Here is a 14,219-nt window from a genome sequence, read left to right as displayed (position 1 = left end):
GTGAGAGTCACGCATATCGGGGAGCGATTCACGCATATCGGGGTGAGAGACACGCATATCGGGTGAGAGTCACGCATATCGGTGTGAGAGTCACGCATATCCGAGAGCGATTCACGCATATAGGGGTGAGAGACACGTATATCGGGTGCGATTCACGCATATCAGAGTGCACCCCACGTATCTACACCTTATAACCCCTCTATCTAAAAGAAAAGCACTTATAAAAGAAATCAAAAAAGCCTCCAGACACGTACTGTATCTGGAGGCTAACTTTATTTTTATTTTATTTCTGCATTTAACTCTAAATCTTTAATATGAGCAATTGGGAAAAGAATAGATTCTGCATCGAAATCTTTTAACTCGTCTCCGTTCTCTACACGGTGTGGTGTATCTGGATTAGCTAGTGCGCCTGTACCGAGTGACACAAAGTCAGCTTTTTCTTCTACAACGGCTTTCAATGCTTGGTCAGGGTCACCTAGTTTGCCGTTCGCAATAACTGGTTTTCCACCGAATTCACTAGCTGCTTGGGCCATGGAGCGAGTATCGTCACCAAAGCCTGGAGCGGTGCCATCTCCATCAGTTACGTGGATATAATCTAATGCTTCATCACCTAGTGTTCCGAAAATCGTCCTTGCATCGTGTTCACCATTTGGCCAGCGATAGCTTTGATCAGATACTTTTCCTTGGGATAAACGAATACCAATCATGTAGTCCTCGCCTACTTTTTCACGAATGGCTTTGATGATTTCGAGAATGATTGTTAATCCAGCTTCTATAGAACCACCGTACTCATCTGTACGTTGATTCATATAATCTGTTAAGAATTCATCTAAAAGATATCCGTTCGCACCATGAATTTCAACACCGTCAAAACCTGCTTCCTTAGCTAAAGATGCAGCATGTTCGAAGGAAGCGATAACTTGATTGATGTCTTCTTTCGTCATTTCTCGTGGTGTTGGAAACGGTCCAGAACCACCATAGAAACCAAGCTGCTCTCCTTTTGGTGCGACAGCGGAAGGGGCGATGGTTTCATCTGTATAGGCATTTCCTTGAACCTGCCCACCTGCATGCATCAATTGGGCTACTATCTTAGTATCATACTCATGAACTTGGTCCACGATGTCCTTCCAAGCATTCTTGTGCTGTTCGGTTACAAGGCCTGGTTGGTTGTCGTACCCTTGGCTATGGGCATCATCGATGTAAATGCCTTCTGAGATGATGCCACTAAAGCCGCCTTTGGCATAGCGTTCATAATAAGTTTTCATGGTATCATTTGCTGTACCATCTTTATTTGCAGTCACTCGTGTCATTGGAGCAACGATATAGCGATTGGAAAAAGGGATTGTTCCGATGTGTGTTTGTTCAAATAGGGTTGAATAATCTGTTGTCATCGATTCAAAATTCCTTTCTGAATGTTAGTGTAAGGATGGAAAAAGCCATTTATCATCCCGTACAATAGTTTGAATTCAAACTAAATAGAATGCAAGGAATTGAACCTGTTCTTTTAACCGTTCACAATCATCCCGCCATTAATATGAACCATCTGCCCACTCATATATGAAGCATCTTCACTTGCTAAGAATACATAAATAGGGGCCACTTCCTTCGGTTGGCCAGCCCGTTTCATTGGCGTAGTTGTACCGAATTGCGAAACTTTTTGGGCATCAAAGGATGCAGGAATTAATGGTGTCCAGATTGGGCCTGGTGCAACGCCATTCACCCGTATCCCTTGCCCAACTATGTTTTCGGATAATGACCTTGTAAAGGCTGTAATGGCACCTTTAGTAGAGGAATAATCAATCAAATCCTTTGATCCGTGATAGGCAGTAACAGAAGATGTATTAATAATGGAGCTACCAGGTTTTAAATGTTGTAAAGCTGCTTTCGTCATATAAAAATAACTAAAAACATTGGTACGAAAAGTACGTTCAAGCTGTGTGCTAGTGATGGCTGTTAGATCGCTTTGAGGATGCTGTTCTGCCGCATTATTCACGACAACATCTAATTTGCCAAACTGAGATATGGTTTGGTTGACCGCTGTCTCGCAAAAGGATTCATTTCCAATATCTCCATTAATGAGTAAGCATTGTTGCCCTTCCTTTTCCACGAGTGATTTTGTAGCTTTAGCATCAGCGTGTTCATTTAAATATACAATTGCAACGGAAGCACCTTCCTTTGCATAGTAAACGCTAACTGCACGACCAATGCCACTATCACCACCTGTGATAATGGCAACTTTCCCTGTTAATTTACCACTAGGAGTATAAGATGGGTCCATGTACTCCGGAAGTGGTTGCATCTCATATTCAAATCCAGGCTGATGATCCTGCGTTTGTGGTGGCTGCCCCATTTTAGGTTTATTGTTTTGGTTCATAATGAAAGCCTCCTTACATGGTTAGTATCCTTAGCTTAACCATGTAAGGGGAGGATGAACCTAATTAATTTTTGAGAAAAACACTTGGGTTCCTGACAGGTTGTGGCGACGCATTTGCTTTTATAAATCAAAAAAATTCCGATGTAAAAACATCGGAATTTAAACCAATTCAGTCTCACTATGAGAAGATTCAGCACCTTTTTCATGCAAACTTTGAAACAATGATCGATAGGAAGGATAGTCTATTTCGCCTTTTATATATAGCTGTTGGCAGAAATCTAACAACTGATCGACAGTTTCAGGCTCATGACCTTTCTCTTGTTTGTATGCATGCGAAAGTTCTAATAGGCGCATGGTTTTAAGATCCCCCTTTGTGTTATTACTCCATATGTTAACATATATTTAATATTTGAAAAGGGGACTTAAGTATGTTAATGCTCGTCATTATAATTGATTTGTTGCCGTTTTTTCCTCCAAATTCGCAAGCCAATAATACTTCCAACTACAAGAAGTAACAAGATTAAAATAGGCGAATACCCTATTATTGCCACAGTTAAAAAGGAGAGGAATTTTTGCAAACCATCAACTGATTGATGAAATGCTTGTTTTGTCTTGTTCCATGTTTGCAAGTCATTGGATTCAGAATTGGATACAACTACCTTTGTCTCTTGAATGTGTAAGGTCACTGTGGAGTAATCGCTCTGATTTTCTAAATAATTCATTTTCCCCTGTATGACTTCGATTTCCTCCTGAACCCTCTCTAAGTCTTTGGAAACCTGCAAGAGTTGTTCGGTTTCTTCTGCCTGGTCCATAAAGGAGAGTAATCGTTCCTCTACTTTTTGCTTTGCTTTTAAACGAGACTCTAGGTCAACATAGTCCTCTGTGACATCTCTACCTGATATGTCTTTATTGGTTATGGACCCACTAATAGGGGACAAACCATTTACAAACGGATAAAAGTTTTCCTTGGGCACACGTAATTTGACTGTTGCATTTGTCTTTTCATTGTCACCTTTATTGACGGAACTATTTACGATATAACCTTTATGTTTTTGGATGAGTTGCTCTAGTTTCTGGTAAAATGGGTTATATTCTTTCGTTTTAATTGATATATCAGCATTGTAGATAATCATTTTTTGATCTTGATTTGTAATATCTACTTGTTCGTCCTGAGATACATCTGCAACTCCATTAGATCCCGATGGAGATGAGCTTTCTTGTTGTTCAGCATTCCCTGTAGAATTTTCTTGTTGAGCATCAGTATTGGCAGATTCTTTGCTTCCTTCAGCAGTATTAGCGGATTCACTACTTTCACTCGTAGATGCATCGCCGCCTTCATTATTGCTGCAAGAAGATAATACTAGAGTGATGCCTAATAGTACATATAGAAGAAATCTCATTTTCATATAATGGGTACCCCCTTTTACCTAGTTAGTCGAATAGGTGAAACGAATCGTTACAGATTTTGGTCAAAAATGAAATATAATTGAAATGTTTTTGTAATAATGCAGCTTAGGAAGGAGAGAAATTGTTTTGCAACTAATTGTTACGGTATCCTTTATTGTTATCGTTTTATTTTATTTTTTTGCTAAAACTAGATGGACGATAAAGGATGACAATGTTCGTATTTCAGGAGCATTCACATCAAAACAAATAAAAATATCAGATATAAAAGAACTACGACAAATACAATCCTATACAGGAGAGAAAGATGCTGAATTCGTTGGGTTACCGTTAATTGAAAAAGATCGAATAATGATTAGCACATCAAAAAAGAATTATATTATTGCACTCCGCTCTTCACATAAATTGGGACAAGCCATCATAGATAGAAACAAGCAAGTTCACTACAAGGCAGAGCTACTGTGATAAGACTATTCATTGAAGTTTTTTCTAAATCCATAGAAACTACGATAGCCTAGTTGCTCGTAAAACGTTTTAGAAGAGCTCGTTGCAAGCATTTCGATTCGAGTCTTTGGATATAAGCAATGAACATAATCGAGGAGTTCTTTTCCTAATCCTAAACCTCTATATTCCTTTGAAATGATTAATTCGGAGATAAATAATGATATGTAATGGTCTGTAAAGCCTCTTATGTACCCAATGAGTTCATCATGATAAGTAGCCACGTAAGCGATATTAGAGTGCTCCCAAGCTAATTTTACGTCTCCCTTTCGACTTGGATGAGAGTGCCAACCTTCTTGTGTGTTTAGCAATTGAATGCTAGGAAAATCTGAACTACAATACTGTCTAATTGTAATAGGATAATAGTTTAATAAGCTAAGATTCAATTTAGTCACCGCCAGATTTTTTAATTGAGGATAACCGCAACTATACTAATTATTCCTCCTTGGATGAGTGATTCTACAAATAATAGAGTGCTGGGTTTTTTACGTTTACTCAGGTATTCATTAACAAAGAAATTAATGATAAATAAACAAGCCAGGAAAGTTAACTAAGGATTCCAAAATTATATAAATTCAACCTGATCCCCTACTTATAATCATGGTATTTTTTACAATTATTTCAAAACACACTTATAATCTCAATGAAAATTGTTCAAAAGTCATTAAACGTATTAATCTAGCAAATTTTTTACATATATTTCTCACACTTGTAACTTTTTTCTTTCCATATCGACTACCTTACTAAATAAGAAGAAAGAGGTGTGATAATGAAACGATTGTATATGATTATGGCGGCAATTTTCGTATCGATTTTTGCTATTTTCTCCCTTCAACAGCACGAAGTACTAGCAGACGTGGGAGAAGATGAAGCAAAAGTGGTACCTGTTCACAAGAATTGGACGGTTACCTTTTCTAAAGAAATGAAAAAAGAGAGTTTTACATACGAGACAGTCAACGTGGTGAGTGAGAACAATCAAGAGATGGACATCTCGTTTGAACTCTCAGAAGATGGAAAAACGTTGAATGTAGATTCCCCTGAAGATGGGTACCCACTAAACCAACAGTTTACCTTGAATATTTCAAGTAACGTTACATCTGCAGATGAGAAACAAATGAAACAAAATTTTACATTTCAGTTTCAAACACGAGATGAATTACCTTCAGTCGGTACGAAGGAAAACTTTGTCGCTATCTTAGATGAAATGAAGAAAAAACAGCAAGTCCGTTATAAGACATTTGATGAAGCAGCAACTGCCGAGTCAGGAGATTCTTCCTCATCTGAAGAAAGCGCTTCTGCTGATTCAGCTAGCAGTGGTAATGATACCTCGAAAACCAACGTACAAGTTGAAGGTGTGGATGAAGGGGATGTCGTCAAAACAGACGGGAAGAATTTCTACTTTGCACGACAAGATGACATTATGATTACAAGAGGCAATCCTGCTGGAGATAGCCAGCTACTAAGTCAAGTTCAAGAAGATGGATTTAGACCGAATGAGCTGTACATCTATGAAGATCGACTAATTGTAATGGGTAGGAAAAGTGAAGCCTTTGCAAAGCATAAGCAAACAGAGCAAGAGGATGAAGCCAGAGCAATGATTTACCCATACTATCGTGGACAAACAACTGCGTATGTTTACGATGTAACCAACCCATCTAAACCTGAGAAAGTCCGTGAAGTAACGGTTCAAGGAAACTATCTAACTTCAAGAAAAATAGATGAGAATTTGTACTTCATAACGAATGAACACCCTCCATTTCATATCATGAATCGTTCAGAAGAAGAAGGGAAATCCGTAAAAGAAGAAGATTTGCGACCAATGTATAAAGATACAGCAGTTTCATCTGATGCCATGACCGTATCGTATGATCGCATGCATAAGCTACCAGAAACAGATGAATCCAACTTTTTAACGATAACATCTTTTGATGTGACAAAAGATGATCAAGAAGCACAGGTGAAGACTTACCTCGGTTCAGGCGATACTGTATATATGTCTAAAGAAAATATCTATTTAGCTGTTCGTGATTATCCGAACTACACAAAAGAATCTGTGGATCGTGCACAAACACCAGATACGAAAATCTATCAGTTTGGAGTAGATGGTACCAAGGTATCCTATGATGCTGAAACGAACGTACCTGGTACCCTCATTAATCAATTTGCCATGGATGAAAGAGAGGGAACCTTCCGAGTTGCCACAACGAAAGGGAACATGTGGGATGAGGAGAATACATCCACAAACAATCTCTACACATTTGACGAATCTTTAAATAAATTGGGTGAATTGGAAGGTTTAGCTGAAGGGGAACGCATATACAGTGTACGTTTTATGCAGGATAGAGCGTATATGGTAACCTTCAAGCAAGTAGATCCGTTGTTTGTAATTGATCTACAAAATGCTGAATCTCCTGAAGTGCTTGGAAAGCTAAAAATTCCAGGGTTCAGTAACTATTTACACCCGATAGGCGATAACCATGTTGTAGGTTTTGGTAACAGTACTAAGCAGACGGAGAATGACAGAACGGTTACGGATGGAGTGAAGCTATCACTATTTGATATTAGTGATGTAAGCAATCCAATTGAGAAGGATGTTGAAATTATTGGAGGAAACGGTACGAGATCAGACTTGAATTACAACCATAAAGCTCTTTATTATCATCCAGACAAAAACTTATTTGGATTCCCTGTTACCGTTTCAGAAAGCTATAAAGTGCAACAAGGTGATGCTGAATATATGAAACGACGTTTCGTATTTGAAGGAGCGTATCTATATAACGTTACACCAGAAGATGGCTTCTCGTTGAAGAAAACCATTTCCCATCAGCCTGACAAAGAACTAGAGCACCCACAATGGGAAAATAAATTACAACGTATGATGTCTATTAATAATTACCTATACTCCTTCTCTAATAAGAAGATGGAAGTATTGAACTTAGAAACAGAAGAACAAACAAACGTAGTAGATTTCCCTTGGGAAGAAAGATAAGTAGATAGACCATAGCAGAAATAAAGTGCCAGACCCCCAATGCGTTAATGCATTACTAGAGTGGGGGTCTGGCACTTTAATGTTGCCAGCCAAGAAGTTCTCCCCTTTTCATGCGCAGATAGGAGGGGGGCTTCACTGTAATTGGTGTCAATTTCCTGCAACGAACAATAATCTCAAAGCGTCAAATGAATAGACTAAAGACAAGGGGGGGATACGATGAAAAAAATCTTATCGCTCGTTTTAGTGACATCTGTAGCTTTTGGCTCCTCTGGATTTAATGATGACAGTAAAGTAAATAGTAGTCATAAGCTTTCAAGCGAACAAAGTAGAGAAACAGTTAAAAGGGATAGCTTCGAAAATGGGCTTCTGCCACTGCCAGACGGGAGAATTGATATGTATGAACATCAACCCTTACCTGATGGCTCAATAGAACCCTTGCCACTTAATCAATAAGAATAGGTGTCTAAGAATAGGTGCCAAATAGGCACCTTATTTTGCGCTTTTATTTTTACAGCTTTGTATTACTCTTCTTAGCGCGTTCTTCTAGTTTAGATTTTGGTTCTTGGTTTGCTTTGTCTTCCGTGAACCCTTGTGGATTAACGTTTGAAGACATTTTACCTTTATTTTGGTTTTTTCGTTTACTCATGAAAAACACCTCCTGCCAATAGTGTGGCAGAAGGTGTATATTTTTATCCTTACTACAGATGAATATACGCCAACCCATTAACTCGATAACGCATTAAAACAACGGGGGTCTGGCACCGAAACAGCGGCACCGAAACAGCAGGCACCGAAACAGGAATTCTAAGAAAGAGCGTGCGCACTTGATTGTTTTGTGATGGAGTACGTTTTCCAACCACCATCCAGGTTGCGAGCTGTGAACCCATTATGAGTTAAAATGCGCGTAGCCAAGTAACCTCTGAGTCCAGCTTGACAATAAACGGTAATGGTCCGATCCTTTGGAAGTTCATTAAGACGATCTCGTAATTCATCTAGCGGGATGTTTTTTGCCCCAACAATGTAACCTTGTTCTAGTTCCTTTGGATTACGGACATCAACTACGAAATCACCTTGCTCAACTGCAGCCTGGATTTCGTGCCATTGCAGTGTTTCTAAATCTTCATTTATGATATTACTTGCTACATAGCCAAGCATATTTACTGGATCCTTAGCTGAGGAATAAGGTGGCGCATAGGCTAGCTCCAAATCAGTTAACTCTTCCACTGTTAGACCACCTTTAATGGCTGTGGCAATAACATCTATACGTTTATCAGCACCATCTTTAGCAATGATTTGTGCCCCAAGGATTTTTCCATCTTCTTTTTGGAAAAGTACTTTCATAGCCATGGGCGCTGCACCTGGATAATACCCCGCGTGAGACCCAGGATGGATATGAACAATATTGTATGGAACGTCCAGCATTTTTAATCGTTTCTCATTTAATCCTGTAGTAGCAACGGTATAATCAAATACTTTCACAATAGAAGTACCAAGCGTTCCGTTATAACCTTCCTTTTTTCCATATATATGATTTGCAGCGATACGGCCTTGTCGGTTAGCAGGCCATGCTAATGGCACCATTGTTGGTGATTTAGTAATGTAGTCTTTAACTTCCACAGCGTCTCCAACAGCATAGATGGAAGGGTCGCTCGTTTGCATGAAGTCATTTACAACAATTCCGCCTCTTTTTCCAACTTCTAGATCAGCATCTACTGCTAACGTATTTTCTGGTTGTACACCTATAGACAAAATAATCATAGATGTAGTAATTCGATGTTGGCTTTCCAATACAACCGTTTTTCCTTCGTCTTCAATAGACTGAATCCCATCTTCTAAAATAAGTTCTATCCCTTTATCTCGTAACTCCTGATGAACATACGCTGCCATTTCTGGATCAACAGGTGCCATCACTTGATTACCTTTTTCGATGACAGTAACCTGCATACCTCTATCCGCTAAGTTCTCAGCCATTTCAAGCCCGATAAAACCGCCACCGACAACCGTCGCATGATTTGGTTTATGTTCCTCTACGTAAGATTTGATACGATCTGTATCTGGAATATTACGAAGTGTAAACACATTTTTTTCATTGACGCCAGGGAATGGAGGAACAATAGGTTTTGCACCTGGAGATAAAATCAATACATCATAGCTTTCCTCATATTCGGTTCCTGTTAAGCGATGTTTAGCAAATACGGTTTTAGCTTCTTTGTTTATGGATAAGATTTCAGTTTGGTTTCGAATATCTAAATGAAAGCGTTTGGACATTCCCTCTACAGTTTGAACAAGAAGTTTGTCTCGTTGTTCAATGGCACCACCTATATAATAAGGTAAGCCACAGTTTGCAAAAGAAATATATTCTCCGCGCTCGAACATAACAATTTCGCTAGATTCATCTAAACGACGTAATCGAGCAGCAGCCGTAGCTCCACCTGCAACTCCACCTATGATAACAATTTTTTTACCCATATTTGTTCCTCCTCTACGTACTATATAAGAACTTCTATATACCCTTAACCGTATTTTATGTAAAAAATTAGAGAAAGTAAATTGGATATAAACGAAAGTTGTGTCAACTTTGTGGATGAGAAAGCATAAAAAACCTAGCACATTCAACATGTACTAGGTTTTCAATACCTTATTAATAAGAAAAGAGAGCTATATTTTCCTTCAGCAAGTCGGAGAAGACTGACTTATTTATGATCTGTCTTCTTAGAGAATTGGCGCTCACCTTTTTGTCTTGCTTCTTCACGTTGTTCATTTTTTAAAGCGCGTTTTGCGTTGTTGTCTAGAGGTTTCTTGTCGTTATCCTTTTTCATCCATACACACTCCTTTCTAATCCACCATTAGAATGTGCAAAAAGAGGGTATATTATTTATAAGAATCATTAAGGAAAAATAACGCAATCGTTCCTGGACCAGAATGTGCGCCTATGGAAGAGCCGACTGGATGAATAAGTATATCCTTTGGGTTGAATTGTTCTTTTATTTGTGCAGCTAATTGATTGGCACGTTCAAGGTCATCACCGTGACTGATGGCGACAATTTGATCGGAGAAGTCTTGTCCACGTTCTTCCATTACTTCAATCATACGTTTGATTACTTTTTTCGAGCCGCGAATTTTTTCTAGGGGTATTAATTTGCCTTCTTCCACATGGAGAAGAGGTTTAATTTTTAGCATAGTACCGACAAAAGCAGCAGTTTTACTAACACGACCACCACGCTTTAAATATTCCAAGTCATCTACTGTGAAAATATGTTCCATGTGAGTCATATGATAAGTTCCCATTTCAACAATGTCATCAGCTGATGCCCCTTCTTGAGCAAGTTGAGCTGCTCGAAGAACAACTAAACCAAAACCAAGGGATGCACAGTGGGTATCAATGATTCTTAAGTCGAAGTCGGGGTACTCTTCCGTGACTTCTTGTAGCATCATTTTGCCTGTTTGATATGTACCTGAAAGTTCTGAGGAGAGAGCAAAATAAATGCATGTTTTACCTTCTTTCGCGTACTTTTCAAATTCTTCCTTGAAAGTTTGAGGGGAAACTTGTGACGTTTTCGGTTCTTTGCCATTCCTCATAGCATCATACACCTGTTTCGAGTCAATTGTTTCCGCATCACGGTAATCTTCGCCATCTAAATGGACTGTAAGTGGAACCCGATTGATGTTGTATTTTTCAATGAGTGAGTTTGGAAGGTCACAACCAGAATCCGTAATAATTTGAACGTTCATGCTTTCACCCTTTTCATTAGTAAGCTTTTGTCAATAGTTTAATCTTAACATATAACATAGTCAAAGGTTATATCAATTAACCCTTATAACACGGCATACAACAGATTTGAAAATAAGGTAAAGGTGAAATTAACATAAAAAGGCTTGATTTTCCAGCTGGATTGGTGATACAAAGATAAGAGGGCGTCTTAGCATTGAAGGAGGTACCGGATGTTCATTTTCGAATTCAAGCGACTATTCATCGTCATACTAGGTGCAATACTGAACGCAATTGCACTAAACTTATTTCTTATTAAAGCAAACGTCTACGCAAGTGGATTTACTGGTGTGGCACAGCTCATCTCTAGTTTGTTACAAGATTTTGTAGGAATAGGGATTACAACTGGTGTTATCCTATTTATATTAAATATTCCTGTCATCCTCTTGGGTTGGTATAAAGTAGGAAGAGGGTTTACGATTTACAGCTTACTTTCTGTTTTATTTACGACTATTTTTCTGGAGATTATTCCTGTTAGACAGCTTTCGCCCGACATTCTACTAAATGCTGTATTTGGAGGAGTTATTGGGGCAGTTGGTATTGGCCTTACCTTAAAATGGGGTGCCTCTACTGGAGGTATGGACATTGTCGCCATGGTTCTATCTAGGTTAAAAGATCGACCAATTGGAACTTATTTCTTTATTATGAATGCGACTATTATCATTTTAGCTGGTTTATTGTATGATTGGGAAAAGGCACTATATACCATCGTAACACTATACGTATCCACACGTGTGATTGACGCTATTCATACTCGTCATGAAAAACTGACAGCCATGATTATCACTACAGAAGCGGAAGAACTAGAAAGGGCCATTCATGCTAAGATGGTAAGAGGTATTACTACCGTCCCAGCTAAAGGTGCTTTCACCAGACAGGATAAAAACATGCTTATTATGGTCATCACACGGTACGAACTATATGACTTAGAACACGTAATAAAAGACGTCGACCCACATGCATTTACCAACATTGTTCAAACGACAGGTATATTTGGGTTCTTTAGACGTGATGATTAGGTATAGAAATGAAACGTTTCTTTTACCCAATCCGTCTAATTAATAGGAAGATAACATAAGAAAGGGTGGCAAACATGAAAAAACTTCTTGTTCTTGTCATGGCGCTCATTTTAGTAGCAGCCGGTTGTTCTTCATCATCAAAAGCAAACGACACTGAAAATCAGGAGAGCCAGGACAACCAAACAGAAGAAACATCAAGCAATGCTTCTGAAGAGGAAGAAAACAAAGACGAACAAAACAAAGAAGAAGAAAAAAGTGAAGAGAAAAAGACAGATGTACTAAGCGTGAAGGAACTATTGCAACAGCAAGAAATGTCAGCTAGTGCAAATGCTAAGACTGAACAAGTTACATTTGACTTTAGTCTAAAAAATACAACGGACAAAGATGTAGAGCTTGGATTTTCTTCTGGTCAGCAATATGAAATTGTAGTAAAAAATGCTAAAGACGAAGAAGTGTATCGCTACTCACAAGGTAAAGCTTTCACAGAAGCGTTAACTTCTAAGAAGGTGAAAGCTGGAGAAAGCGTTGCATGGAAACAAGCATGGAATTATAAAAAAGAGGACAAGCGTGTTGAGCCAGGAAAGTACACGGCTGAAATCACACTAGTTCCTAACAAGATAAATGGAAAAACAATTGAAGCGAAGCCATTCCAACAAACAGTAGAATTTGAAGTTGTATCTGAAGATCAAGCTTTCCGTAACATTAAGGTAGAAGGGTCTAATGGTGACTACACTGTAACAGGTGAAGCAAGAGTATTTGAAGCAAGCTTCCTTTACAATGTAGAAGATGGCCACAATGTACTTGTGAACGAAACAGCTGTACAAGCTGATCAAGGAGCACCAAATTGGGGTAAATTTGAATTTGACGTTACCATTGCAAAAGACAAATTACCTTCTAACGGTACACTAACAATGATGATGTACACGAAGAGTGCTAAAGACGGGTCTATTGAAAATGTTAAATATGTGAAGCTTGAGACATTTAAATAAGCTACAACAACAAGCATGTGATTCATTAAATCACATGCTTGTTATATTTTCTTTGGATAAAAAGAATAGGCTGTCTACTGATTAGAAAGTTGTTATTAAAAAAGCAGGCTCCCATTGGAAGCCTGCTTTTATTTAGTATCCGTAACTTTCAAATACTTCTTTTACTTTTGGTGTAAGGTTTTCCCAAGATGCATCAAATGTTTTGTTAACAGTGATGAAGTTCTGGAAACCAAATACGTTGTCAACGCCCTCAATAGCCATAAGGTCATTCATGATTTTATAGTCACTTGTTTGGCCTGGCATTACGGCAACACTACCATCTCCATCAAATATCATACGATCTGATGTAAACTTATAAGCATTTGGGTTTGGTGTTTCTTGTGCTTGTACAGCCATACTATCCCTCCTCGAGTACTCAATCATATATTAGCACGAAACCTTGGTTAGACAAAAGAATGTCAACTAAGTGAATTTTTATTACCTTTTCTATTTTCATTGTAAAAATATGTTACGATAAACACATCATAACACATTCACATAATCCATGAAGGTTTAGATAGCTATATAGAGGGATATTGTCAAAAAACATGAAAAAAGTGAGGAACATCCATATGATCAAAAAAGGGATTTGGCTAGGAACACTAACTGGGCTCTTGCTTGGCATCGTTCTTTGGTTTATCGAATATGTAACAGGGATAAGAGTTTACACATTACTACTAAATATAGATTTTATACCTGTTATTGGAGACATTGAGTGGCCTATTTGGATGGAATGGTTTTTCCATTTAACCGTTGCATGGGGCATCGCGATTATTTACTTAGCTTGGATTAGGTTTCAATCAGATGGAAGCAAAAATGCAAGGTGGTCTACAGCGCTGTTGTTAAGCGTTGTAGCTGCACTCACATACTTTCCACTCACTGATTTAGCCATAAAACCCACACCAGCTCTCGATGACGTCACAGCTATTGTTTATTGGTTCATTGGACATATTATTTACGCTATATCACTAGTTAAATTTGATGAATGGATGTAAGTAAGCCGGGCTTTCCTTATTAATAGGAAAGGCTGGTTTTTAGTAGGGATGTGCTGGTTATTTAGTTATTCCATATAAGAGGCATAATCTGGAAGACTTGGATTCGAGATAAATTAGTAATCGTAAAATAAGTGGAATGT

At 38.4% G+C, this 14,219-nt stretch carries 16 protein-coding genes; 6 read left to right on the top strand and 10 right to left on the bottom strand.

Annotated features, from left to right (window positions below):
- Positions 1 to 278: 278 nt before the first annotated feature.
- From N782_RS18685 to N782_RS18670, 4 genes are all read right to left on the bottom strand, one after another.
- On the bottom strand, positions 279 to 1,391 hold the full coding sequence (locus N782_RS18685) for an oxidoreductase (RefSeq protein WP_036823907.1): 1,113 nt from the start codon (positions 1,389 to 1,391) through the stop codon (positions 279 to 281).
- A gap of 113 nt (positions 1,392 to 1,504) precedes the next feature.
- The gene (locus N782_RS18680; protein ID WP_036823906.1) at positions 1,505 to 2,374 is read right to left on the bottom strand and encodes an SDR family oxidoreductase; all 870 of its coding nucleotides are present in this window, start codon (positions 2,372 to 2,374) and stop codon (positions 1,505 to 1,507) included.
- A 159-nt stretch (positions 2,375 to 2,533) separates the two neighbouring features.
- Positions 2,534 to 2,728: a YppF family protein gene (yppF, locus tag N782_RS18675; protein ID WP_036823901.1), complete on the bottom strand. Its 195-nt coding sequence runs from the start codon at positions 2,726 to 2,728 to the stop codon at positions 2,534 to 2,536.
- Positions 2,729 to 2,805: 77 nt separating this feature from the next.
- Positions 2,806 to 3,780: a DUF4349 domain-containing protein gene (locus tag N782_RS18670; protein WP_052111441.1), complete on the bottom strand. Its 975-nt coding sequence runs from the start codon at positions 3,778 to 3,780 to the stop codon at positions 2,806 to 2,808.
- 127 nt (positions 3,781 to 3,907) lie between these two features.
- Here N782_RS18670 and N782_RS18665 point away from each other — a divergent pair, with 127 nt between their 5' ends.
- Entirely contained in the window at positions 3,908 to 4,243 is a 336-nt protein-coding gene (locus N782_RS18665) for a SunI/YnzG family protein (RefSeq protein WP_036823893.1), read from the top strand.
- 5 nt (positions 4,244 to 4,248) lie between these two features.
- Here the strand turns inward: N782_RS18665 and N782_RS18660 are convergent, their stop codons facing one another.
- Positions 4,249 to 4,674 carry a GNAT family N-acetyltransferase gene (locus N782_RS18660; RefSeq protein ID WP_237582693.1) on the bottom strand — a complete coding sequence of 142 codons (426 nt, stop codon included), beginning with the start codon at positions 4,672 to 4,674 and terminating at the stop codon, positions 4,249 to 4,251.
- A 374-nt stretch (positions 4,675 to 5,048) separates the two neighbouring features.
- Between N782_RS18660 and N782_RS18655 the strand changes: the two genes are divergently transcribed.
- Together N782_RS18655 and N782_RS18650 are read left to right on the top strand one after the other, a co-directional pair.
- Complete coding sequence (locus N782_RS18655) at positions 5,049 to 7,268, top strand: beta-propeller domain-containing protein (protein WP_052111439.1); 2,220 nt, start codon at positions 5,049 to 5,051, stop codon at positions 7,266 to 7,268.
- A 216-nt stretch (positions 7,269 to 7,484) separates the two neighbouring features.
- Entirely contained in the window at positions 7,485 to 7,721 is a 237-nt protein-coding gene (locus N782_RS18650) for a hypothetical protein (RefSeq protein WP_036823891.1), read from the top strand.
- A 55-nt stretch (positions 7,722 to 7,776) separates the two neighbouring features.
- Here N782_RS18650 and sspL read toward each other — a convergent pair whose 3' ends face one another.
- The 4 genes from sspL to N782_RS18640 all read right to left on the bottom strand — a co-directional run bounded on the left by sspL (position 7,777) and on the right by N782_RS18640 (position 11,000).
- The gene (gene sspL / locus N782_RS21175; protein WP_084103164.1) at positions 7,777 to 7,914 is read right to left on the bottom strand and encodes a small, acid-soluble spore protein L; all 138 of its coding nucleotides are present in this window, start codon (positions 7,912 to 7,914) and stop codon (positions 7,777 to 7,779) included.
- 158 nt (positions 7,915 to 8,072) lie between these two features.
- On the bottom strand, positions 8,073 to 9,737 hold the full coding sequence (locus tag N782_RS18645) for a CoA-disulfide reductase (RefSeq protein WP_036823888.1): 1,665 nt from the start codon (positions 9,735 to 9,737) through the stop codon (positions 8,073 to 8,075).
- 224 nt (positions 9,738 to 9,961) lie between these two features.
- Complete coding sequence (locus tag N782_RS21170; RefSeq protein WP_084103163.1) at positions 9,962 to 10,087, bottom strand: DUF3941 domain-containing protein; 126 nt, start codon at positions 10,085 to 10,087, stop codon at positions 9,962 to 9,964.
- A 52-nt stretch (positions 10,088 to 10,139) separates the two neighbouring features.
- On the bottom strand, positions 10,140 to 11,000 hold the full coding sequence (locus N782_RS18640; protein WP_036823886.1) for a DegV family protein: 861 nt from the start codon (positions 10,998 to 11,000) through the stop codon (positions 10,140 to 10,142).
- 210 nt (positions 11,001 to 11,210) lie between these two features.
- On the opposite strand from N782_RS18640, the gene N782_RS18635 reads away from it, so the two are divergent.
- Both N782_RS18635 and N782_RS20835 read left to right on the top strand, forming a co-directional pair.
- Positions 11,211 to 12,056, top strand: a complete 846-nt coding sequence (locus tag N782_RS18635; protein WP_036823884.1) for a YitT family protein — start codon at positions 11,211 to 11,213, stop codon at positions 12,054 to 12,056.
- 74 nt (positions 12,057 to 12,130) lie between these two features.
- Entirely contained in the window at positions 12,131 to 13,045 is a 915-nt protein-coding gene (locus N782_RS20835) for a BsuPI-related putative proteinase inhibitor (RefSeq protein ID WP_052111438.1), read from the top strand.
- Positions 13,046 to 13,177: 132 nt separating this feature from the next.
- Here N782_RS20835 and N782_RS18625 read toward each other — a convergent pair whose 3' ends face one another.
- Positions 13,178 to 13,441 (bottom strand): NifU N-terminal domain-containing protein, encoded by a 264-nt coding sequence (locus N782_RS18625; RefSeq protein WP_036823882.1) that lies wholly within the window; start codon positions 13,439 to 13,441, stop codon positions 13,178 to 13,180.
- Between the two features lie 191 nt (positions 13,442 to 13,632).
- On the opposite strand from N782_RS18625, the gene N782_RS18620 reads away from it, so the two are divergent.
- Positions 13,633 to 14,079: a hypothetical protein gene (locus N782_RS18620; protein WP_237582692.1), complete on the top strand. Its 447-nt coding sequence runs from the start codon at positions 13,633 to 13,635 to the stop codon at positions 14,077 to 14,079.
- Positions 14,080 to 14,219 lie beyond the last annotated feature (140 nt).

This window comes from Pontibacillus yanchengensis Y32 (genome assembly GCF_000770635.1).
Classification (GTDB): domain Bacteria; phylum Bacillota; class Bacilli; order Bacillales; family BH030062; genus Pontibacillus; species Pontibacillus yanchengensis.
This window is presented reverse-complemented; position numbering and strand designations above follow the sequence as displayed.